Below are 19850 nucleotides of genomic sequence, written 5' to 3' on the forward strand. Positions count from 1 at the left end.
TGTTTTATGGTTCAAGAAAAGGAGGCTACCATTTCACATAGCTCCACGGGCTTTCAGGCTTTTCAAGCAGTTCTTTCGCCAGACCCGACATGTTCGCGCTGCCCATAGAAAGGGTACGTCCCAGCACATAGCTGTACGCGTAGTCTTTCCAGCCTGTATAGGCATCCTTTGTCATTTCATACGCCACATCCACGCACTGCAGGCACAGGTCCTTGTCGATAAAGCCTTGTTCATGGCAAAGGCGGGCAATGAAGTTCAGACGGCCGGCGTCCCACGCCAGTACACCGATACGGCCCATGTCCTCCTGTGAGGCGACGATGCCCTCGGAAACGAGGTATTCGAAATTGTTTTGCAGGTTCTCCAGCTTTTCCACGCAGTCGGCCACAAAATCCGAATGGTCTTTCAGTTCCTCATGTGCCCGTAGCCATTTCTTTCCTTCCTTGCCTTGCAGGAAAGCTTCATAAACATAGTGGAAAGCCGTTTGAGAGGGAGCGGACGCCAGCCATTGCAGGGTTTCCACTGCACTCGTATGGTCCTTGATGCTGAAATAGCTGTACAGGATGGTCTCACGCACATTGTTCAATACGCCTGTGGCAAAGGTCGTGTTGAGCGTTCCTTGCTGCTGGTACACATAGAGGTTGCCAAGGCTGAACTTTCTCAGTTCCTCCTCTGTATAATGCGCGTCCGCATCCACGCGCGGCCCTTGACCGGCACTTTTCAGCTTGCCCCAGAATGCGCCCCAGCCGTCTTTCCTGACGCGCCACAACGCTTTCACCAGAAAGTTGAACACCATCAATGCTACGAATGCGATAATGAGCAGAATAATCGTCTTTGTCATAGTAACCAGTATTTTAAGATGATACAATTATCGGAATGAATGATGTGCCTTTGATAGAAGGTACAAAAAACGGCGGCATTCGGACACGGGAAACCCGTTGAGTGAATACCGCCGGACATGGCTTTCTTTCCGCTTTGTCCAAGTGAACAAGGAGGGATGCTGTGTCTTTGATAATGAGCAATCGGAGGTCGGGGATAACCGGACTGGAACAGGATGTAGGAACGCATGAACCCCTTTCCGTCATCCCCTTCAGGAATGGCAGCACAGGCTGTGCTATCTATAAGAAATAACTGCCTGCTGTTCCATTTTGTGCCGTCATAGTCCATTATGATATAACTGTCCCAATACAAAGGTATAGAATTTTTCCGCTCGGCAGCAGAAATGAAGGTTAAAAGATGGCTGCGTAACGGCATTTTTCCTCAATTCAGTGCGAATGTTGAATCAAAGTCCCATATCTCTGATATTTTAGGGCATGTTTGGTGGATAATCGGCCTTGAGAGGATGATGTGCATGTCATGTGCCAGTCCTTCCGAATTGCCTAATGATTGCCCCAGAAAGGTGGACTCCAACCTGATGGTTTCATCCGTCCGTCAGGTGTCAAGTGAGATTTCGTTCCAGTCCTCTTCTTCGGAGACAAGCCATTCCAGTGCCTTTCTGCGTTCCATGACAACTTCCTCGTCCAGTTCCCCACATTCGGTTTCGGGATTAATACGGTGATCGACACAAGCCCAGTGATAATTGTAGTATAGGTCGAACATGTCCAGAACTTCCGTCTCAGAGCGCATCTTACAGGCCGACATGATTTCATCAAAGGTCCCGTACTGTTTGGTGAACTTGACCATTATGCGTGTGTCGCATCCGTTGCTCGGCTTCTCCATCTCTTCGGAAGAAATAAGACCGAGTGCCCACATCAGGGCATAACAGGATTCTGCATTCCAGCTCACATTGACACTCAACCGTTCGTCGCAATCGCCCGTTATGATTTTCAATTCGTCAGGATACAGTTCGTTCTTGACATCGAACTGTTCAAGAAAGGAACAGATCATTTTCCTTCCTTCGTTTTCAAAAAATTCCCGGTCGCTGTTGTAGTCACAGGCAAGCATGGCGCTGAAAAAGCTGGCGAGAAAACGCTTGCATACCTGCTCTTGTGTCTTGCATAGCCGCTCCTCACCAATCAAGGGCAATCCCTCGCAGTGGTCGATACCAAGGGCATTGACCACTTTTAGTGTTTTCTCCCTTCGTTTGAGAGCTTCATTTTTCATTTTCTTCATAATCCCTATTTTAAGTAATTGATATTTGTTCGGATAATCCCATCATCCTGTCAAGCCGTTCCATATCCTGCCATCTGTTTGTTTCTTCAACAGGGCGACAGACTCTTTGAGTTGGGGCAGTCCGTCAAAGAAGTCCAGGTCGAACCTGATGGTGGAACCGTTTGCCAGCGATACTGTCAGAATTCCTTTTATTTGTTGCCAATGTGATTGTCGTTTATTTCTTCTTCTACTGTACGACAAAAATCTATCTCTTTATACAGCTGCTCCAGCAGGCGCTCGTCGTCCAGTGACTTCCGTCCGGGACGCAGGAATCCGTCCGGCGTTTCCGAGGCGTAATAGAGCATGTTGCCGTTGAACGAGAGCATCAGGTCGCGGTCGAACGACTTCCGCAGTTCCGTCAGTTTCCTCATCATCGCCGGGGTGAGTATCATGCGGGCTTCCACCTCGTCATCCGCATAGACCACGAACAGCCTTTCAAATTCCGGGTCTTCCAGATGCACGAACTTCGCGCTGTATTTGTCCTTGAAGCCCTGCACCGTCTGGGCGAGATACCCGACTTTGCCCTCCAGATGGTCGGGCAGCAGCATCACATACCCCCGGAAGGTGCGGCGGAGCGCACAGCACCCGAACATGCCCCGGAAGCTGTGCATGGTGCTCTCGATCCGGCTGCCGAAGATGGGGCGGATGAAATACTGGTACGGCACCTCAAGGAAGTTGAAGAAGGAGAAGTCCTTCTTGTTCGAGGACGTGATGCCCACATCGGCCACGGTAATGCAACGGTCGCCCGACGGGACTTCCACATAGCCGTAGCAGGTCGAGCTGATCGGAACGTCCGAACCCGGAGTGGCGAACAGCCGGCTGTTTTCCAAGGCTTTCAGGTCCAGCCTCGCGGTCGGCGCGTACCGGGCCGAGGGGAACAGGGCGGCAAGGATGCCGGCCATCAGTCCGTTTTCCTGGCGGTTCAGGGCGTTGAAGCTTTTCATAAAAGCGTAATGGAAGATGTAGAACGCGATGAAGCCGAACATGATGTACTTCCAGTTGTTCATTGAGGTTTCGTAGTCTGCCGTCTCGTAGTTGAACAGCAGGCTCCCGAAAAGACAGAAGGCAAACCAGCACAGGGTGGCGGTATAGACAATGACGGTCAGACACCGCACCACCCGCCGCAACCGGCGGACACGGGACAGCCCTTTCCGCAAATGCCGCGACAGGGCCTTGAAGTCTATGGGGTTCTGTTCCATACTTTCCGCTATTTAAACAGTTCCTTTACATTCACCGCAGCCATCTCGGTTTCCGGAAACTCGACAAGTTCCTGTTGCTCATGCCTGCGCCACGATGCGATTATCGAGGACGGAAACATTTCGATGGCGTTGTTGTAGTCGGTCACGGCCGCATTGTAGGTGCGGCGGATGGCCTGGATCTCGTTCTCCATTTCCGCAATCTGGCACTGGAGGTGGTGGAACTGTTCGTTGGCTTTCAGCTCCGGGTAGTTCTCCACCGCCACGTTCAGCTTCCCCAGCAGGGAAGAAATCTCCGTTCCTCCCTTGATCTGTTCCGATTCGGACGCGTTGGAAACCTTGGAACGCAATTCAGCGATGCGGGTAAGTATCTCGTTCTCATGCCCCATATATGCCTTGACGGAGGCGACAAGATTGGGAATCAGGTCGTTCCTTTGCTTCAGGGCCACGCAGATGCCGCTCTTGCATTGCTTGACACGGTTCTTCTTCGCAATAAGGCTGTTGTTGGTGAATACTGCCCATAAGATGATGATGAACAGAACCACGATGACGGATATAACGGCTATAATCATACATCAGACGGTTTTAGTTATACAATTCAGCCGGTATCAGTCGGATGGTTCCTTCCCAATAAAAATGAGGCACAATGCCGTCGGATGGCAGATAGCCTTTAGGCAGGCGTTTATAGTCCAGTACGAGTTTCTGTACTTGAACGTCCGCACCCTCCACCGGTTCTCCGTTCAGGGTTACGGTGGACCAGCAGTCCTCATACTTCGCTAAATCCACCACGCCTTCGCATCCCGGTGCCACAGGCTGCCGTCCTTCGCACATGTTGCGCAGGTTTTTCATCACTCTTTGCAGCCATTCCGTATCGTACATGTGCGCCTTGTCCAAAGCGTAGATGCCTACGGCATAGAAAGAATCGTTTTCATGCTTCACGCCTTTCCATGCCTCTGCCGGTGCGCTGATGATTCCGGCATATACAATCTGTCCTTCCGTGAACTTTCTCAGCCATTTGCCTTTGCCCAGCCACGGGGCCTTGCCTGCCAGTTTCTTGAAGAGCTCGGTTTCCGTACTGCGCGGTGTCGGCATGTATGGTTTCAGCCTGTCAAGCTGTGTCGGATTCTTGTACAGTTCCCTGTCGCGCTTGGCTTCTTCGGCCTCCCTTGCGCGTCGGGCCGCAAGTTTCTCGCGGTATTTACTCACGTCAAGACCCTGGGCCTCCATCTGGTCAAGGTCTTTCTCCGTCATGGTTTTCTCCCATTCGGTAGCTGCATTCTTGAAAAGTGCCATATTCGTATAATTTTAAAGGGTTATGTTCGGCAGCGTTCCGCTTATTCAGTCGGTTTGCTGTCTATTATCTGCTTATTTATAGTTCTCAAAAATGAATTAATTACCTCAAATTCACCTCTATTACATTTAATCTTGAAAATAGTTTCTGAGGTTGTTTTATAAACCATCATTAAAGTTTCTTTCCTGTAACTAAACACAACATTACTTAAGTCGGTCATTCCCTTACCGCCCTTGCCAAATCTATAAGGGAAATAATATTTTACCTTTTGATTGCCTCTGTCAATATCAATATAACCATTCTTGTTTGAGCCACAAACGATACTTAAATGCAGATTGTTATTTGTCTCAATATGCGAAGATATAAAAGGGACAGAAAAAAGAAACATACTCATCAATATTGTCAGTACGATTTTCATTCTAATACATTCTTTTTTAGACTATATAGCAGATAATGTTTGGCAGCTAATCACCATTTCTGGCGAATGAGGTGCATGTTACCAACATTCATTCTATCTTTAATATTAATAGGTTAGAAACATCATTTGCCCCACCTCTACTCGAATCTACATCCACGAAGACATTTCCACATTTACAAGTAGAATATGTGTCAGGAACTGATTGTATAATCGACCTACAATTTAAACATAAATAAAACACATCTTTACCAGCAGGAAAACCTTCGTGCTGGTAATCTACAATTACTATATTTCTTTTTTTCTTCATTTTTTCTAATTATAATGTTTGGCAGCGTTCCGCTTACTCAGTCGGTTTGCTGTTTGTTAGTCGCGCTTCTTAGATTCATCTCTTGTTTTAGTGTGTTCTCGCATTTTAATTCAGAGCAATAGAATCGAGGATGTTCAATTCCTTGTCTATAGCATTCATTGGCTAAATCATCCAGTTTTTGAATCGCACTATCAAACCATTCATATTCTTCTTTACTGATAAGATAATATCGTTCAAACCAAAACCAATGACAGATAGTGACTATCATTATGTATTGTTTAACTACAGGATTAAATCCAACTGAATAAAATCCGTCATTTCTTATCTTTTCATTTAATAATTCCATCTTCTCACTATTGCACTACTAATGTTTGACAGCGTTCAGCTTCAGTCGGTTTGCTGTTTGTTAGTTTGAAAATTTATTTGATTCTTCGAAATATCGTAATACATTCTTATACCATCTTCCACATTTATCATTTTGATAATAAGATATAGCAAGTTCTTTAGCTTTTTTCTCATTACCAGTGATATAATACATCGTAATTATCATAAGGATAGAATGATCTTTAGAATTCCACCAAATATAATCTTTATTATTCTCAAAATCCATAAGTATATCCTGGATTGTTGTTCTTTCATTAAGGAAACTTAATATTTCCTTGAATGGCATATTGTCAAGATTAAATACATTTAAAAGATCATCTAATGATAACAAGTCAAACGATACAGCCCCTTTTCCAGAAATAAAACCTGAATTAATATTGAGAACAATTCCAACCTTCTCAAAATCTGTTTTGGCATCTATCAGAACAGAAGCCATCTTTTCAATTTTTGGCGAATTATAGAATAAATGAATACTTATATAGCCTATGCCATTAGTGAATCGAGGATTAACGGAGGAATTGATAAGAATCGTTTGCTTGAAATCTCCTACTTTACGATGAAAACACATCTTAGATTTGTTCCATCTGTATCCATATTTGGATAAAGTTGAAATAAACCCTTGTTCTAATACATTTCTTATTGCTATTCGTAATTCTTCTGCTTTCATATTAAAAATCAAACTAATGTTTGGCAGCTAATCGCCATTAGAGGCGATTGAGGTGCATGTTATCGACATTGATAAATTGTTATTTTAATATCACGACAAACTTTTGTTTAGCATTCCTGTCATAATAATTCAAATCTACCTTTTGCAAAATATCCAAAACCTCCTTTCTTTCCAAAGGTTCTTTTTGCATAAAGCAATTAGAATGATAAATCACTAATTCAAAATCAGGCATCTCGGTAAACCAAGACAAATCACTGATACATTCCTCAAATGAATTTAGATTGTTTGAAAAGTAATCAGGAAATTTGAGTATGTCTCTGAATATCCTGTAACAGTCGGCTATAGTTTGAACCTCAAGTCCTTCTATTTCTATTATTTTCTTCATTTGAATTTCTTTTTGTCAATAATGTTTAGCTACTAATCGCCATTTGTGACGATTGAGGTGCGTGTTACCTGCTTTTCCGAGTTATTACAATATCGTCAAACGTTAATAGTAACGGCTGACCGTCCGGTTTATATTCCCTCCAATTTTCAACGCTTGGGTCTTCATAATCCATCATCAAGTGATAATAATTATAAATTCCAGCACTTTCTGGTGGTAAATTCGGCAGACTGTGTATGTTATAGTATCCTACGTTTTCCAGCCCTTTTTCTTCAATCAGTTTCAACCAACCTAAAGCCTTATCTATTTGCTGAAGATAGGGAAGTTCCTGTTGATTGCCATGTTTCAAAGCATCAACAGTTTTTATTCGTTCTTTTTGTAACAATTCAATAATATCTTTCATCCTTATTTTAATTATTAGCAGGTAATGTTCGGCGGATAAACCACCTTACCTTAAAAGTTTCATCTGCTTGTTAGCAACCGCTTTTACCATTCATGAAAATTATCTTCTATATATTGTTCTAACGATAAAGCGATGATTTCTCTTTCGGCGTCACTATCATGATAGTATATTTCAATCTCCCCTTTAGAATTTATCATTATGGGATTGCCGGAACCATCATCTGAAATCACATAAGTGTCTGTAACTTCAGGATGAACTTCTCTTAATGATTTAGTTTCATCGACCACATTTTCATTGCCGTCTAAAGCATTAATCATCATTCCTGCGTAGGCTGTTCCGAAACTCTTGATAAAGTCTATATAGTCAGAACTAAATTTTACACCTAATTCTTGTTCCGCGCATAATATCTGGTCATCAGATGCTGGTGTCCCAATCATATCATGTGCCGTTAGAAATTCTCTCAATCGTTCTATAAGTTCCTTTTTCATTTTTATTTCTCGGTTGCTAATGCTCGGTGGCTAACCGACCCTTTTAGGGGAGGTTAAGCCGCTTGTTATTCACTCATTTTACCATATCCGGTAGTTGTTCTATATTGTATCGATTGTTCCAAACAAATCTGTAATCCTCTAATTTATATAATTCAGGAAGATTGAAATTTTGCATCACATAGTCTTTCCCATCTGCTGTTAATATTATACTATTTTGATAACAAAATTCGTCAAGAAAAAATATATTTTGTTTGCCATTATAATTCTTTAATTGCATATCAGGATAAAGAAAATTGTTGTACTTATTACATCCTATTGCTCTTTTTTTATTTTCTATATGAAAATCGAATTTATTATCATCAAACTCACAAATCCTTATTACAAAATATTTTTTTTCAATAAATTCTTTCCCATCTGTCCCGAATACTCTTAATTCAGTTGCTTCAAATCGGTCATAAAGTTGATTGCTAATCATAAAGTTTAAAAAACTTTCAGACACTATTTTTAAGTTATAATTTTGTGGAAACCAATCAAACGATGGCTGCACTTTTGATTTGATATGCAAATACAAGATTTCAGGCATTTTAAATCGTTCATCATATGATGGAAATCCATCTTTAGGAGGATAATACATTACCCAATCCCCTAAAATAGGTACTTGTTTTTTAGGACAGTACTTATCTGAAAGCCAATAATCCTCATATAAAGGAAGCAACTTAAACTCTTCAATTCTTGCTGGTGTATAAAACCATATATATAGTTCCTGCTTATCCATATTTTTTGCTTTTAGAGTGAATAATGTTTGGCAGCTAATCAACCTTTATGGGCGATTAAGGTGTATGTTAGCTACCTATTCATCTTCTTTCTGTACTTTTGAATAATAACCTTTAGGGATTTTATCAAATGGAACAGACTTAAAAGCATTACCAGACTTTTTATATACCTCTTCTCTGTAAGGATATTTCGATATTATCTTCTCTATATCCCTATAAATGGCATTTATACTTTTCCATTCTGTTCCACATTCACTACACCCATAAAGTCCTTTCACATCTTCATCTTCTTCTACGAAACCTATACAGCCTTCTACGGGGCAACAAAAAAGGCGACTGTCCGTTTGTTCTATTTCTTGATGTGGCTCTTCGATGCCTAACATTTCTGCTGGATGAACAAAATCAAGACTATGGCATAACGGGCAGTTCAAAATGAAATTAGGCGTGTGTCGCTTTGCAGCAGCTATAACTTCATTTTTTTGTTTATCAGTCAATTTATATTCTTGTCCACATGCTGAACAAATTCTCTTATCTAACTCTTTCATATTTATTTTATTTATAGGTAGCTAATGTTTGACGGATAATCGCCATTTCAAGGGCGATTTAGCCGTTTGTTATGCGCCTTCATCTTGTGGATATTCAATTTTCAAGCTCTTGCCATCCAATGCAACCGCATCACTAAGGGTAATCCTGAGCTTTTGTTCTTCTGAAAACCCGATGGTTTCGCCATCATTCAAAGTTACATCGCAGTCTAAAACATATGTAACTATATCAAGCAGAAAATCGCGGACATCATTCAGGTCGGCATTGGCAGCATAGACCTCCATTTCTTCTTTACCAAATTTTCTCATTCCGTAGGTATATATACCTGCACATTCTTCGGTGCGATATATGCCAAACCACACCCAATCCAATATAGGCAACGCTTCATCATCTTGCTGCATGACAGATGCAATATCACAATAAAACTGGGGATGGAACACGGCTCCATCGGTATAGACAGCAATAGCTCTTTCTTGTTTAAGGCATGAAGAAACGACTTTTGTAAATAGTTTCCCTCGTTCCAATAGATTGGCATCTTTTCCTAATACAGAAACCATAAGATGTGCCTTGTGGCCTTTAGTCACTTTCACTGCATCTTTCCACAGGTAATTTGCTCTTGCATAATGTTCTGCCTCCTGATTAGGAACAGGTCCATGCATAATGGCTACCGCAAGTGTAATATCACCCATAACAGCTACCAATGCTTCTTCATTGTCGTCATATGGAATTTCTATGTCCCAATCTGCCTTACAGTCGTTGATGAGTTTTTTAACATCCCATTCATCTTGTGATAATAGCACAAAGGCTACAAAAGCTCCAATTGGATAATTTTCTTCTTTCATGTTCTTATTATTTTTAATATTATATCTTGGGCGCATAATGGGTTGCAGCTTGCCGCCGTTAGGTGGCACAGGTGCTTGTTAGTCGCATATTTAACTTTCCCAAGTAATATCTAATATTTTTCCTTTATTGTCAGTATGTACTACGACTATTTCATCTGAATTTTCACTATCAATCATGTAATCCCAAACAGCATAGTGATTATCACCGGGATAAAAAGTAATAGTTTCTACTCTCTGAATCAGCAAGGATAGAAACTGTTCTTCCTTTGTTTTTGTCGAATCGGCATTTGGTAACAAGTCATCAATAGCTTCCCATTCATCAAGATGCCAACGGACATATTCATTCGTTGTGCCACCATCTTCATAATCCTTTAATATGGATTTATCTATTTCTGTCTTGTATTTAAAAAGGTTGGAAAGATAGCCTTCCAGCTCTGCCGACCAATCATTGGGATTGCCTTCATAAGCACAGAAGTCCAAATACAATTCGACATCCTTGTTACAAATCATTACATGACCTTCAAAATAGTCCTCTTCCTTATTATCTACTTCATTATCTACTTCACCGAAATAAGTAATATTCTTCTTGCTCATATTCTTTTGTTTTTAATTAATTGCGACTAATGTTTGGCGGCTAACCGACCTTTTCAGGGGAGGTTAAGCCACTTGTTAGCCACTAAGTTATGTATTTATAAATACTTATATTCTTCATCATCAAAGAAATCTTCTGTCATCAAAAAAGGAAGATGTTTTTTTGAAAAAATAACATAAGTTTCTTTATATAATCTGTTTTTATTTTTGCACTCAAATAATAGCTGGGCAATATTCTTTATATCTTCACTATCTGTCGTATTTTGTGAATATTTATTGGCTAAATCTGCAATTGTTTCCACCAGTTTTTCATCAATAAGCCTAAGAATTATAGATTTAGCATAAAATGAGTAGCTATCATTACTATTTATTAAGACGTAAAACAAATCTTCTAAAAGTAAAATACATGTTTCATTCGGCATATACCTCAGAACTTCTAAAGCATAATAGCAATTAATGTTACCACTATGCAAAGCTTTTGAAAGGTCTTTTGTCTTGTTATTATGTTTTCTAAATACTGAAAGGCTTTCTTTATATGCCTCATAATCCTTTACGACTTGATTCCATTCTGCTGAATACATACTTATTCTTTTTTTTGAGTGGCTAATGTTTGGCAGCGTTCCGCTTTTAGTCGGTTTGCTGTTGTTAGCAGTTTATTTTCTAAATAGTCTTTAACTTATTATTCATTTCTTTTCTATACAGAATTGAACTAAAGGGATAAGTATTATTAAGTTCCGGTTTTTCTCCATATAGCTCAATTATTCCATCTATTGATTCTAATTTTTGCAAAATGGGTATTGAAATATTTATGATATTTTCAATTAACCGTGAACGCAACTGTTCATCAATAGTCGATTCTAAATCTAATATCATTTGTGTGGAATATCCTTCAATTTCCATTATTGGGAAGCGCATTCTAATATCACATTGATATTCTTTAGGAAATAATAAATCATCTCCCTTACGTAATAAAGCCGCCAAGTTTATATAAAACATCTTTCCATACAAAGAGTGTTGGAGATTGAATACGACTATACATTCGGCAGTAGTCTTATACCACGAATTTCCTTTCCTACGAAAGCTATTCGCTTTCATTATTGGATGAACTATTGATTTGAATTGCTCTTTATCCATAATATTTAATTCTAAACTGCTAACATTATACTATCAGCGAAATCCGCTGTTATTTTCTTTAAGTATCAAACCTCGTCTTCCTCCATCAACAGGTCGTCCAACGGGCTTTTGATTCTGCTCTTATAGGTGTCGGCGATGTGGACATACACTTCCGTCGTCTTGATGTTCTTATGACCCATCAGTTCCTTTACGATTTTGATGTCCGTCCCCTGTTCCAGCAGATGCGTGGCAAAGGTGTGGCGCAGCAGGTGCGGATAAATCCGTTTCGTGATGCCCGCCTCCCGTGCGGCAGCCTTCAGCCGTTTCGACACGATGCTTTCCGTAAAGGGTTCGCCCGGCCTGTGTTCAAAAAGCCACACCTTCGGCTTGTACAGCCGGTTGTATTCCACCAGCTTCTTCATCAGCGGCCTCGACAGCAGCGTGTAGCGGTCTTTCTTGCCCTTTCCCTGCCGTACCCGTATCAGATTCCGGGACTCGTTGATGTCTCCCGGCTTCAGTTCCAGCAGTTCGCTGATGCGCAGCCCGGCGGAGTAGAGGATGGAGAAGATGCAGAAGAAGCGCAGGTCTTTCGCCGCCACGTCCAGTATCCGCTTGATTTCTTCTTTGCTCAGCACATCGGGCAGGGTCTTCTCTCGCTTGGCACGGTTCACCTTGTAGCACCGACGCTCCTGACCGAGCACTTTCTCGTAGTAGAACTTGATGGCGTTGATGCGCTGGTTCTGCTGGCAGGAGGATATGTCCTTCTCGTGGATAAGATGCAGCAGGTAGCCGTTTATCTCATCGGACGTGATAGTCTTTACATCCCGGTCCCTGAAATGTTCCTGGAAATCCCGGAAGTAACTGGTATATACCCTCACCGTATGCTTGCTGTATCGCACCTGCTGGAGCTTCTCCTGATAGCCGGCCGGCAGAGGCGGCCGATTGTCCTCCTTTTCTTTCCGGTCCGTGCAATCCTTTATAGCGGAATAGTCGATGAACGCCATCTTCACATAGCGGTCGAAGAACTCCGCAAGCACGAAGCTCTCTTTGGGCAGATAAGCCTTGCCGCCGACAAGCTGCACGCCCTCCTCTTTCGACAAAGGCAGGCGCAGGCCGTCGTGGTCGAAGGTGACTTCGATGAACTCCCTGCCGTATCTGACGGCTGGCAAGAGTCTGATTCTCGGTTTAGCTTGATATATTTCCATGTTTCCGTTCTATTTGTCCCACTCGTTCAGGATTTCACCGTTCGTGCTATCGTAGCGCACCCAATGTCCCGTCTCGCGTCCGTCCGTGTATTCACCTTGTGTGACGATGCCGTCATCGTCGGTCTTTTTCCACACGCCGTGCTTGTAGCCCGCCTTATATGCGCCCGACTCATGGAGATACAGCTTGCCGTGCTTGTGGGCCGTGTATTCATAGGGACCGTCAAGCTCGCCGTTCTTATAGTGGCTGACGGTTTCGCTGAGCCATCCTCTGGAGGTGTCCTCGTTAAGCTCCCATTGCTTTCCCTCTTTTTTATCATCGGTATAGCCGGCTTCATAAATCAGTCGGCCGGTTTTGGGGGCGAAGCGCTGTTCCTTGCCGTTTTTCTTGCCTTCCCTGTATTCCTGTATCATGTCGGGCTTGCCGTCGGCGAACCAAGTCCGTACCGTACCCTCTATTTTCCCGTGCCACATGGGAGCCTCGCGCTGCGGGGTCTTCCCGTCCTGGTAGTAGGTGACAAACAGGCCGTGCCGCTTGCCGTCGGCATACGCGCCCTTTTCCCGCAGCACGCCGTCACGGTAACGCCTGTACTCGCCCTGCTTGACCCCCTTGGAGAAGTGTACGCTTTCCTCGTCCTGTCCCCGCAGGATGCGGTATTCGCCCGATAGCGGACGCTTGCCGTCTTTCAGGTAATGGACGACCGTTCCATGTTCCGCATCCGTAAGGGTACGCAAGTCGCCGTACTCTACAATCCGCTGTGCGAAGCTGCTGCCGCTCAGCAGGAAAAGGATGCCTGCCAGTATGATTTTTGTTTTCATATCCTTCCTGTTTTTTTCGTTGGACAATACCCGGCTACTTCCGTCACGCTTCCCTTTCTGTCAGGGTACAAACAAAATCCGGCGGCATTCGGACACGGGAAACCCGTTGAATGAATACCGCCGGACATGGCTTTCTTTCCGCTTTGCTCACACGGACAAGGAGGAATGTTGTTTCTTTGATGATGGGTAATCGGTGGTCGGGGATAACCGGACTGGGACAGGATGTAGGGACGCATGAAACCCTTTCCGTCATTCCGTTTAGGAATGGCAGCGCAGGCCGTATCGTCTATAAGAAATAACTGCCTGCAATTCCATTTGGTGCCATCATAGTCCATTTTATTATAGTCAATCCCATACAAAAGTATGGATTTAATTTCTTAATAACGATAAAAACCCCGATTTTATTTTGTGGTTTCAAATATTTTTTGAGAGACAGTCCTTCCCTACGGACGGAATGTCCTTTTTTTCAGCGTGACAGTAGCGCATGTCCGGACGACGGCACGACGGCCGGTGGCCGCTGCAAAAGGTTTCACCCACCACAGGCCATGCAGAGCCGGACAGACACGGCATATCCGCAAAGTGATGGTAAAAAACGGCTGTATTTGTACAGTTTTTCCGGCTTTAACGGCAGGAATGAAAAGCGTTTTTATAATTTTGTATGCAGATGAAACGTAGAATACAAAAATACATATCGGTTTTTGTGCTGTCGGCGCTGCTGCTCGCGGCGGGGTACGGAGAGGCGAAGAAATGCCACGGAGACCGCACGTTTGTACTGTTCCGCCATCAGAGACAGTATGAAGATATTGAAAAAGAACTGTGCTACACCCAATTCAGGTACTACTCATCGCAGATGGGTATGTACATTTCTTCTGACCCTATTGGACAGGAAGGGAATAATCCTACACTGCATGGATACGTTCCAGACGTAAATACTTGGCTGGATGTATTCGGATTAGATATAATAAAAGTCAATCCATCAGATCCTTTCCCTAAGTCCGAAAAAGGAAAAACTTGGAAAGAAAAGTTTATAGAACGCTTTAATGATAAAAGGAACATAGAAGCTGGCGGTGTAGTTTCTCCTACAGGATTTAAGAGTAAGCCTACATTAGCTTGCAAATAAAAATATTTAACTACAATGAAGACATTGAATGATTTTATTTCGACATATCAAATCCCATTGATTAATGCAATATTTTACGATGATGGGAAAATATTAGTAATTGATTCTTACTATGTGGGAGAAAAGTTTGAGCTACGTATTTTGTGCGAAAGCAGTATCAATAGCTTTTTTTCATTTAATGAGATAGATGACATCTCTAATTTTGATATTATATGTACAAAAAACTGTAATGGATATTGTATAGCATGTGGAGAAGGTAGCTACGGCTCGGATGGAATAATTTATGTTGTAGACATCGCAAAACATAAATTACTATGGGGCATTTATCTAAATAACAGTAATCCTTTTAGTAGAATTGATTATGTTTGTGAGGAGGTTATTGCTTCTTCAACAAAAGGATTTAAGCTAATTATACCAATAAAAGCTCCTGAAAAGTTAAGGGTTGAAAATTAATTAGTCTCAACATAGCTTGCCATGTTGTTAGCGGACAGTCATATCACGATAGTTGTGGAAGTGGATGCTCATTAATAGTACACCGACGGTAAAATTACAGTTTTTTCGGCTTTTACGGCAGGAATGAGAAGCGTTTTTATAATTTTGTATGCAGATGAAAAGTAGAATACGAAAAAACATATCGGTTTTTATGTTGTCGGCGGTACTACTTATGGCAGGGTGCGGTAATCCTCCCATGCCGCCGTCCGATGCAGAGATGACACGGCACTTCCTCGCACACGAAACGGCGTTCGACGGAATCCGGGAGGTCATCGCCCGCTGTCCCTATGGGGATTACTATCCGCCATACGACATGCAGGACACCGCCTGTCTAAGAGGCATCTCTATGGAAGACCGGCATACACTGGACTCACTGCTGGAGGCAATCTCTTGTGAGCGGGTGTTCTACTTCGGGAAGGAAGCAATGAAAGAATCCGGCTGGAACGGATACGACACGACATACACAAGTTTCACCATACCGTACTTCTCGCACGGTTACTCGATAGGCGGAACAAGCAAGGACTTCGTGTATGATCCGGGGCTGAAAAACAACCCCGCGTATCAAGTTACGGAACACGGGGATTTGAACGGGATATACCGCAGGACATACAACGACACCACGCTGTACAAACAGATTAAGGGAGACTGGTACATCCGGTTGGAGCATGACAACTGACCGATAACTTATACTGACGTATATGGAGAAGGGACAACGGAAATACGGGCTGAAAACAAAGGGAAACATAATATTCCTGTGTGTCGCCATGATTCTGTGCGGCTGCGCACGGCATTACACGGCCTTCCAATACGACAACGGCGACGATTATCCCAGTGAGGGGCTGTACCGTATCGTGGACAGGAAAGGACGCATCGGCTATGCCGACAAAGAGGGAAAGGCGGTCATCCGCCCCCGTTTTGCTTTCGGCTATCCCTTTGAGGGAGGCAGGGCAAAGGTGACGGACTCCGGCCAACGGAAAGAGGTGCCCGGTTCCGGCGGAGAGTACCATTATTGGGAAAGCGACGGATGGTATTATATCGACCGGAACGGAAACAGGCTGCCGGATTACCGGCTGCTGTGGAGCATACGGTACGCTTATACGGGTGATTCCATCATGGTGACAGACGGTGCGGACAAAGAGCAATGCGCAGACGTCCACGAAAACATGATACGGCCTGTCCTGGCAGAGCTGGCATCCTCCCTGAACGGATGCGGAGAAGCGGAGCGCATGGCCGACCGAGCCGGATACTGCGATGTCCGCCATTACCTCGAAGTGCCCGGAACGGATTCCCTGCAGGGAGGAAATACCCCGATAACGGTGGACATCCTGTCGTCCGATAACCCGGATTTCAATCGCTGCTTGAATGCCATTGGGAAGAAAGAATACTACGCCTTGAAATGGGCGCCGGAATCTCCGGAACAATGCCTTGTGTTCACAGAGGAAAGGAAACTGGTCATCGTGTGGTGCAGCCTGTTCCATGACGGAAAAGAGGCAGTGCAAAAGGTAAGGAAGATATTGGAGTCTTTAACCGTCGATTCTCCGAAGTATAAGGAACAAACAGAAAGACACTAAAACTTAGAGCTTATGTTGAAAGAAATAGTATATTGGACATATCGTTTTTTCTACAAACTGAGACGCGCTCAAAAAAGAAAAGATAATAACGGGAAGATGGATTCAGTGATGGTTGTTTCAGTATGCCTGTTTGCGAATGTACTTACTTTGCTGAATTTTCTCAATTATTACACGTCCATTGATGTGCTCGCATATATACCGGTAACGACAAGATACGAGCTGACTTCCTGGATTTGTATAATCATCATAATGGCTCCATTCATTGCTTTTGTATATAAGAGATATTTCGCCAAGGAAAAGTTCTCAAATATGATTCAGGAGTATGCGGCAAAATCCAGGAGACGACGAAGTTGGGGAAGTTTATGGGCATTTTGCTATTTCATTCTGACCTGGACGGCATTTTTAAAGTCGGTATTGTTGGTGAATTGATATGAACGTCTGGAAATATACCTATATACAGTTCTTCAAGATTCGCCGCAGGGTAATCGGGGAATGCGGTGCGGACGATTTTGCAGCCATGCTGTTTGTAGTGTTGCTTGACTGTCTGTTTTATTTGGGAATCGTAGTTCTTGCCGATGCCTTTACCGGCTATCATTTGCTTCCCGAACACAAACTACTGGAAGTAATTCTTTTTCTCGGCGGGGCGTTCATTATCGGGGGCATCCGTAACCGTTCCATGTGCAAGGGCGGTGCTTTCAATCGTATATGGAAGGAGGTAGAAGCGGAACCCCGGAAGATGCTCTGGGGCATACTCTCGCTGCTGTATATCCTGTCGGCTTTCGCATTCTTCCTCCTGTCGGTGTATTTGTGGGGCAAAAAGATGCTGCCGGTCTTGGTTGATATAGGGGATTTGCTGTCTTTTTGTATGGCCGACATCCCGGCAGATGTGGATGGACTCTTTACAATAACCTTCAATGCCGGATGATATGAATGTCTGGAAATATACCTATATACAGTTCTTCAAAAAACGCCGCAGGGTAATCGGAAAGGATGGTGCGGACGATTATGCGGCCATGTTGTTCGTGGCATTGCTTGACTGCCTGTTTTATTGGGGAGTGATAACTTTTGCCGATTCCTTTACCGGCTATCATTTGCTTCCCGGACACGAAATTCTGCATACGGTTCTCTTTCTTGGCGGAGCTGTAATCATTGAGAGAGTCCACAACCGTACCCTGTGCAAAGGCGGTGCGTTCGAGCGCATAAGGAAAGAAGTCGAAGCAGAACCCCGTAAGATGCTCTGGGGCATACTCTCGCTGCTGTATATCATGTCGGCTGTTGCATTCTTTGCACTGTCGCTGTATTGCAATGTGAATAAGCTGGTACTTGTCTTAATCCCACTCTGACGATCCGCTGACCCGAACAGACATGAGAATGCCGCTTAACCATACTTTTATCCGCTTCTTTTACAGGCGAGGTATGTTTGGCAGTCAATCCCCATTGGAGACGATTGAGGATACATTAAGTTTAGAATTTATTTTTTCAAATGACACATTGCCAAAATCGCTTTTCCAGTCTTTCAATATTGTTTTCCTCATATCCAGCCAATTCGACGCAATAGCTTTATCATTAATACGTTTTTTGATATTCATATTTCCACCAATATCATCAATCAGGAACAGCAGTTCACATTCAGATAGTATTGCATATTTCTTCCTAAACTCAATATATCGGTGCAACTCTATAATATCTTCTTTTAGGAAAGCGATTGTTGAACACATCTCATGTGTTATTTGATGCACCAGGTTTTCCATCTTCACAGCCAACGTCATTTGGGCAGGAAAAACATCTCCCTGATATTTATCCGCCAAAGAAAAGTCGTACTTTCCTTCAAGCTCAGAAAGCTGCGTTAATATATCCTCTATTTTATTTATAAATTCATTCATCTCTGTACTGATTATGTTTGTTGCCTAACCGCCCTTTCAGGGGAGGTTAAGCCATATATTAGTTGCTAATACTGTGCCTACATAGATGTAATGCCATTTCTTCTGAATATCCTTTTTGTTATACCAGTCCAAAAGAGCTAATGACGATTCTTTCAAATCTTCCTCGTCTTCATTATTGGGAACACTGTCAGCGTATTCCCGTATGTCTTGATTATTGGATTAGGCAATTCGAATTTGATGAAAAACAAGGCATCAAAAACCTTTTCTTTCCTGTCAGCTATTCATCCATTTAGTTAAAATTCTTTCTAAATCACTTTTCAATAAATTAGAATTATATTCAATTTTCTTTTTTCGAAGTTTATCAGAAACATATTGCATATAATATAAAAAATCAGTGGAGACAATTTTCTTTTGTTCACACAATGGCAATTCTCCAAATTTACGGCTGAAATACCGTTCAACCTTTATGTGATATGTTCCGTTCTTATTTACTATGCGTCCAAATTTATATTGGGGGCGGATATAGTATTTACCTTCAAATCCTTTGGGAACATCATCTTCTGAATGGAAGTATTCAGACCTTACGGTTACATATTCATCATCATGGTTACTGAATGACATATAGATGCCTATGTAAGAAAACTTTTCTCCATATTTCTCAGGTTGAAGTTCATGTATCATCATTTCTTTTAAGGAATCAAGACTATCATATAAAGGTTGTACTGACTTCTGATAATTAGCTGATTTAATCCACCTGAATGGAGATTTAGGCAATAGGTTACGCTGTGATTGAAATTTATAACCACTATAGTAAGTCATATCATCACCATTTTCCAGAACATATGAATCTTTCAGTTTTCTCCAACCTTGTTCTGATTTTACTTCAAAATACTTGTTCATTAACGAAGTATAGAAACTACCGTTTATCCAGCGTTCAACTTTAGCTTCCAACGGCTCTCTGTCTCCCCATCCGATAATCCTTAGAGCTTCACAAATCCTAACAAGCTCATTCCATTCTTTTATATTCCTATAATGATAGAGATTATCAAATTGGTTCAAAAGCCAAATTCGTGCTTGCTCCTTATCCATCCCTCTTAAAAAAATGGATAGTTCATCAAGATCATTTATGTTATAAATTTCTGTCATATTAATTACAGCTAATGTATGGCAGCCAACCGACCTCCATTGGAATGATCAGCCGCTTGTTGTCAATGTAC

27 protein-coding genes are annotated in these 19850 nt (G+C 42.6%); 6 read left to right on the forward strand and 21 right to left on the reverse strand.

Annotation, left to right across the window (positions count from 1 at the left end; translation table 11 throughout):
• Window positions 1–25: 25 nt before the first annotated feature.
• The 19 genes from B5F34_RS03210 to B5F34_RS03310 form a co-directional block, all read right to left on the reverse strand.
• On the reverse strand, window positions 26–838 hold the full coding sequence (locus B5F34_RS03210) for a DUF1266 domain-containing protein (RefSeq protein WP_239448776.1): 813 nt from the start codon (window positions 836–838) through the stop codon (window positions 26–28).
• A 590-nt stretch (window positions 839–1428) separates the two neighbouring features.
• Window positions 1429–2109, reverse strand: a complete 681-nt coding sequence (locus tag B5F34_RS03220) for a DUF4272 domain-containing protein (RefSeq protein WP_087334998.1) — start codon at window positions 2107–2109, stop codon at window positions 1429–1431.
• Between the two features lie 188 nt (window positions 2110–2297).
• A complete protein-coding gene (locus tag B5F34_RS03230) occupies window positions 2298–3347 on the reverse strand; it encodes a DUF3137 domain-containing protein (RefSeq protein ID WP_087335004.1) in 1050 nt (349 codons plus the stop codon).
• A gap of 8 nt (window positions 3348–3355) precedes the next feature.
• A complete protein-coding gene (locus B5F34_RS03235) occupies window positions 3356–3916 on the reverse strand; it encodes a LemA family protein (protein ID WP_087335006.1) in 561 nt (186 codons plus the stop codon).
• A 13-nt stretch (window positions 3917–3929) separates the two neighbouring features.
• Window positions 3930–4637 carry a hypothetical protein gene (locus tag B5F34_RS03240; RefSeq protein ID WP_087335009.1) on the reverse strand — a complete coding sequence of 236 codons (708 nt, stop codon included), beginning with the start codon at window positions 4635–4637 and terminating at the stop codon, window positions 3930–3932.
• Window positions 4638–4678: 41 nt separating this feature from the next.
• On the reverse strand, window positions 4679–5053 hold the full coding sequence (locus tag B5F34_RS03245; protein WP_087335010.1) for a hypothetical protein: 375 nt from the start codon (window positions 5051–5053) through the stop codon (window positions 4679–4681).
• A 344-nt stretch (window positions 5054–5397) separates the two neighbouring features.
• Window positions 5398–5706, reverse strand: coding sequence for a hypothetical protein (locus tag B5F34_RS03250; protein WP_087335012.1), 309 nt, complete (start codon window positions 5704–5706; stop codon window positions 5398–5400).
• Between the two features lie 60 nt (window positions 5707–5766).
• Window positions 5767–6411: a hypothetical protein gene (locus B5F34_RS03255; protein ID WP_087335014.1), complete on the reverse strand. Its 645-nt coding sequence runs from the start codon at window positions 6409–6411 to the stop codon at window positions 5767–5769.
• 79 nt (window positions 6412–6490) lie between these two features.
• Window positions 6491–6796, reverse strand: a complete 306-nt coding sequence (locus B5F34_RS03260) for a barstar family protein (protein WP_087335016.1) — start codon at window positions 6794–6796, stop codon at window positions 6491–6493.
• A gap of 64 nt (window positions 6797–6860) precedes the next feature.
• Window positions 6861–7196, reverse strand: a complete 336-nt coding sequence (locus tag B5F34_RS03265) for a hypothetical protein (protein ID WP_087335019.1) — start codon at window positions 7194–7196, stop codon at window positions 6861–6863.
• An 83-nt stretch (window positions 7197–7279) separates the two neighbouring features.
• The gene (locus B5F34_RS03270) at window positions 7280–7684 is read right to left on the reverse strand and encodes an SMI1/KNR4 family protein (protein ID WP_087335021.1); all 405 of its coding nucleotides are present in this window, start codon (window positions 7682–7684) and stop codon (window positions 7280–7282) included.
• A 73-nt stretch (window positions 7685–7757) separates the two neighbouring features.
• A complete protein-coding gene (locus B5F34_RS03275) occupies window positions 7758–8459 on the reverse strand; it encodes an Imm43 family immunity protein (protein WP_087335023.1) in 702 nt (233 codons plus the stop codon).
• Between the two features lie 75 nt (window positions 8460–8534).
• Entirely contained in the window at window positions 8535–9002 is a 468-nt protein-coding gene (locus B5F34_RS03280) for a hypothetical protein (RefSeq protein ID WP_087335025.1), read from the reverse strand.
• A gap of 69 nt (window positions 9003–9071) precedes the next feature.
• Window positions 9072–9842, reverse strand: coding sequence for a DUF4261 domain-containing protein (locus B5F34_RS03285; RefSeq protein ID WP_087335026.1), 771 nt, complete (start codon window positions 9840–9842; stop codon window positions 9072–9074).
• A gap of 90 nt (window positions 9843–9932) precedes the next feature.
• Window positions 9933–10436 carry a DUF2004 domain-containing protein gene (locus B5F34_RS03290; protein WP_072545524.1) on the reverse strand — a complete coding sequence of 168 codons (504 nt, stop codon included), beginning with the start codon at window positions 10434–10436 and terminating at the stop codon, window positions 9933–9935.
• A gap of 95 nt (window positions 10437–10531) precedes the next feature.
• A complete protein-coding gene (locus B5F34_RS03295; protein WP_087335028.1) occupies window positions 10532–11014 on the reverse strand; it encodes a hypothetical protein in 483 nt (160 codons plus the stop codon).
• 79 nt (window positions 11015–11093) lie between these two features.
• On the reverse strand, window positions 11094–11567 hold the full coding sequence (locus B5F34_RS03300) for a DUF4304 domain-containing protein (RefSeq protein ID WP_087335030.1): 474 nt from the start codon (window positions 11565–11567) through the stop codon (window positions 11094–11096).
• A 65-nt stretch (window positions 11568–11632) separates the two neighbouring features.
• The gene (locus tag B5F34_RS03305) at window positions 11633–12751 is read right to left on the reverse strand and encodes a tyrosine-type recombinase/integrase (RefSeq protein WP_087335032.1); all 1119 of its coding nucleotides are present in this window, start codon (window positions 12749–12751) and stop codon (window positions 11633–11635) included.
• A gap of 9 nt (window positions 12752–12760) precedes the next feature.
• Window positions 12761–13567 (reverse strand): hypothetical protein, encoded by an 807-nt coding sequence (locus tag B5F34_RS03310; RefSeq protein WP_087335034.1) that lies wholly within the window; start codon window positions 13565–13567, stop codon window positions 12761–12763.
• A gap of 664 nt (window positions 13568–14231) precedes the next feature.
• On the opposite strand from B5F34_RS03310, the gene B5F34_RS03315 reads away from it, so the two are divergent.
• The 6 genes from B5F34_RS03315 (at window position 14232) to B5F34_RS03345 (ending at window position 18093) form a co-directional block, all read left to right on the forward strand.
• On the forward strand, window positions 14232–14687 hold the full coding sequence (locus B5F34_RS03315) for an RHS repeat-associated core domain-containing protein (protein WP_239448777.1): 456 nt from the start codon (window positions 14232–14234) through the stop codon (window positions 14685–14687).
• 15 nt (window positions 14688–14702) lie between these two features.
• Entirely contained in the window at window positions 14703–15140 is a 438-nt protein-coding gene (locus B5F34_RS03320; protein ID WP_087335038.1) for a hypothetical protein, read from the forward strand.
• A gap of 154 nt (window positions 15141–15294) precedes the next feature.
• Entirely contained in the window at window positions 15295–15855 is a 561-nt protein-coding gene (locus B5F34_RS03325) for a DUF4948 family protein (RefSeq protein ID WP_140392943.1), read from the forward strand.
• Between the two features lie 22 nt (window positions 15856–15877).
• Complete coding sequence (locus B5F34_RS17830) at window positions 15878–16750, forward strand: hypothetical protein (RefSeq protein ID WP_239448778.1); 873 nt, start codon at window positions 15878–15880, stop codon at window positions 16748–16750.
• Window positions 16751–17180: 430 nt separating this feature from the next.
• Complete coding sequence (locus B5F34_RS03340; protein WP_087335041.1) at window positions 17181–17675, forward strand: hypothetical protein; 495 nt, start codon at window positions 17181–17183, stop codon at window positions 17673–17675.
• Window positions 17665–18093 (forward strand): hypothetical protein, encoded by a 429-nt coding sequence (locus B5F34_RS03345; protein ID WP_087335043.1) that lies wholly within the window; start codon window positions 17665–17667, stop codon window positions 18091–18093. The genes B5F34_RS03340 and B5F34_RS03345 overlap by 11 nt, the downstream gene beginning before the upstream one ends.
• An 84-nt stretch (window positions 18094–18177) precedes the next feature.
• On the opposite strand, the gene B5F34_RS03350 is transcribed toward B5F34_RS03345, so the two are convergent.
• Together B5F34_RS03350 and B5F34_RS03355 are read right to left on the reverse strand one after the other, a co-directional pair.
• Window positions 18178–18633, reverse strand: coding sequence for a hypothetical protein (locus B5F34_RS03350; RefSeq protein ID WP_087335046.1), 456 nt, complete (start codon window positions 18631–18633; stop codon window positions 18178–18180).
• 273 nt (window positions 18634–18906) lie between these two features.
• Window positions 18907–19779 (reverse strand): hypothetical protein, encoded by an 873-nt coding sequence (locus tag B5F34_RS03355; protein ID WP_140392944.1) that lies wholly within the window; start codon window positions 19777–19779, stop codon window positions 18907–18909.
• Between the last annotated feature and the right edge of the window lie 71 nt (window positions 19780–19850).

Source organism: Mediterranea sp. An20 (assembly GCF_002160055.1).
In the GTDB taxonomy this organism is placed as follows: domain Bacteria; phylum Bacteroidota; class Bacteroidia; order Bacteroidales; family Bacteroidaceae; genus Bacteroides; species Bacteroides avicola.

What these genes read in the sequence shown, in the direction of transcription:
- B5F34_RS03285 (WP_087335026.1), bottom strand. Translation starts at nt 9,842, where the DNA reads ATGAAAGAAGAAAATTATCCAATTGGAGCTTTTGTAGCCTTTGTGCTA.
- B5F34_RS03220 (WP_087334998.1), bottom strand. Translation starts at nt 2,109, where the DNA reads ATGAAGAAAATGAAAAATGAAGCTCTCAAACGAAGGGAGAAAACACTA.
- B5F34_RS03275 (WP_087335023.1), bottom strand. Translation starts at nt 8,459, where the DNA reads ATGGATAAGCAGGAACTATATATATGGTTTTATACACCAGCAAGAATT.
- B5F34_RS03290 (WP_072545524.1), bottom strand. Translation starts at nt 10,436, where the DNA reads ATGAGCAAGAAGAATATTACTTATTTCGGTGAAGTAGATAATGAAGTA.
- B5F34_RS03350 (WP_087335046.1), bottom strand. Translation starts at nt 18,633, where the DNA reads ATGAATGAATTTATAAATAAAATAGAGGATATATTAACGCAGCTTTCT.
- B5F34_RS03250 (WP_087335012.1), bottom strand. Translation starts at nt 5,706, where the DNA reads ATGGAATTATTAAATGAAAAGATAAGAAATGACGGATTTTATTCAGTT.
- B5F34_RS03325 (WP_140392943.1), top strand. Translation starts at nt 15,295, where the DNA reads ATGAAAAGTAGAATACGAAAAAACATATCGGTTTTTATGTTGTCGGCG.
- B5F34_RS03280 (WP_087335025.1), bottom strand. Translation starts at nt 9,002, where the DNA reads ATGAAAGAGTTAGATAAGAGAATTTGTTCAGCATGTGGACAAGAATAT.
- B5F34_RS03355 (WP_140392944.1), bottom strand. Translation starts at nt 19,779, where the DNA reads ATGACAGAAATTTATAACATAAATGATCTTGATGAACTATCCATTTTT.
- B5F34_RS03310 (WP_087335034.1), bottom strand. Translation starts at nt 13,567, where the DNA reads ATGAAAACAAAAATCATACTGGCAGGCATCCTTTTCCTGCTGAGCGGC.
- B5F34_RS03345 (WP_087335043.1), top strand. Translation starts at nt 17,665, where the DNA reads ATGCCGGATGATATGAATGTCTGGAAATATACCTATATACAGTTCTTC.
- B5F34_RS03320 (WP_087335038.1), top strand. Translation starts at nt 14,703, where the DNA reads ATGAAGACATTGAATGATTTTATTTCGACATATCAAATCCCATTGATT.
- B5F34_RS03210 (WP_239448776.1), bottom strand. Translation starts at nt 838, where the DNA reads ATGACAAAGACGATTATTCTGCTCATTATCGCATTCGTAGCATTGATG.
- B5F34_RS03295 (WP_087335028.1), bottom strand. Translation starts at nt 11,014, where the DNA reads ATGTATTCAGCAGAATGGAATCAAGTCGTAAAGGATTATGAGGCATAT.
- B5F34_RS03255 (WP_087335014.1), bottom strand. Translation starts at nt 6,411, where the DNA reads ATGAAAGCAGAAGAATTACGAATAGCAATAAGAAATGTATTAGAACAA.
- B5F34_RS03260 (WP_087335016.1), bottom strand. Translation starts at nt 6,796, where the DNA reads ATGAAGAAAATAATAGAAATAGAAGGACTTGAGGTTCAAACTATAGCC.
- B5F34_RS03270 (WP_087335021.1), bottom strand. Translation starts at nt 7,684, where the DNA reads ATGAAAAAGGAACTTATAGAACGATTGAGAGAATTTCTAACGGCACAT.
- B5F34_RS03230 (WP_087335004.1), bottom strand. Translation starts at nt 3,347, where the DNA reads ATGGAACAGAACCCCATAGACTTCAAGGCCCTGTCGCGGCATTTGCGG.
- B5F34_RS03300 (WP_087335030.1), bottom strand. Translation starts at nt 11,567, where the DNA reads ATGGATAAAGAGCAATTCAAATCAATAGTTCATCCAATAATGAAAGCG.
- B5F34_RS03265 (WP_087335019.1), bottom strand. Translation starts at nt 7,196, where the DNA reads ATGAAAGATATTATTGAATTGTTACAAAAAGAACGAATAAAAACTGTT.
- B5F34_RS03235 (WP_087335006.1), bottom strand. Translation starts at nt 3,916, where the DNA reads ATGATTATAGCCGTTATATCCGTCATCGTGGTTCTGTTCATCATCATC.
- B5F34_RS03340 (WP_087335041.1), top strand. Translation starts at nt 17,181, where the DNA reads ATGAACGTCTGGAAATATACCTATATACAGTTCTTCAAGATTCGCCGC.
- B5F34_RS03245 (WP_087335010.1), bottom strand. Translation starts at nt 5,053, where the DNA reads ATGAAAATCGTACTGACAATATTGATGAGTATGTTTCTTTTTTCTGTC.
- B5F34_RS03305 (WP_087335032.1), bottom strand. Translation starts at nt 12,751, where the DNA reads ATGGAAATATATCAAGCTAAACCGAGAATCAGACTCTTGCCAGCCGTC.
- B5F34_RS03315 (WP_239448777.1), top strand. Translation starts at nt 14,232, where the DNA reads ATGAAACGTAGAATACAAAAATACATATCGGTTTTTGTGCTGTCGGCG.
- B5F34_RS03240 (WP_087335009.1), bottom strand. Translation starts at nt 4,637, where the DNA reads ATGGCACTTTTCAAGAATGCAGCTACCGAATGGGAGAAAACCATGACG.
- B5F34_RS17830 (WP_239448778.1), top strand. Translation starts at nt 15,878, where the DNA reads ATGGAGAAGGGACAACGGAAATACGGGCTGAAAACAAAGGGAAACATA.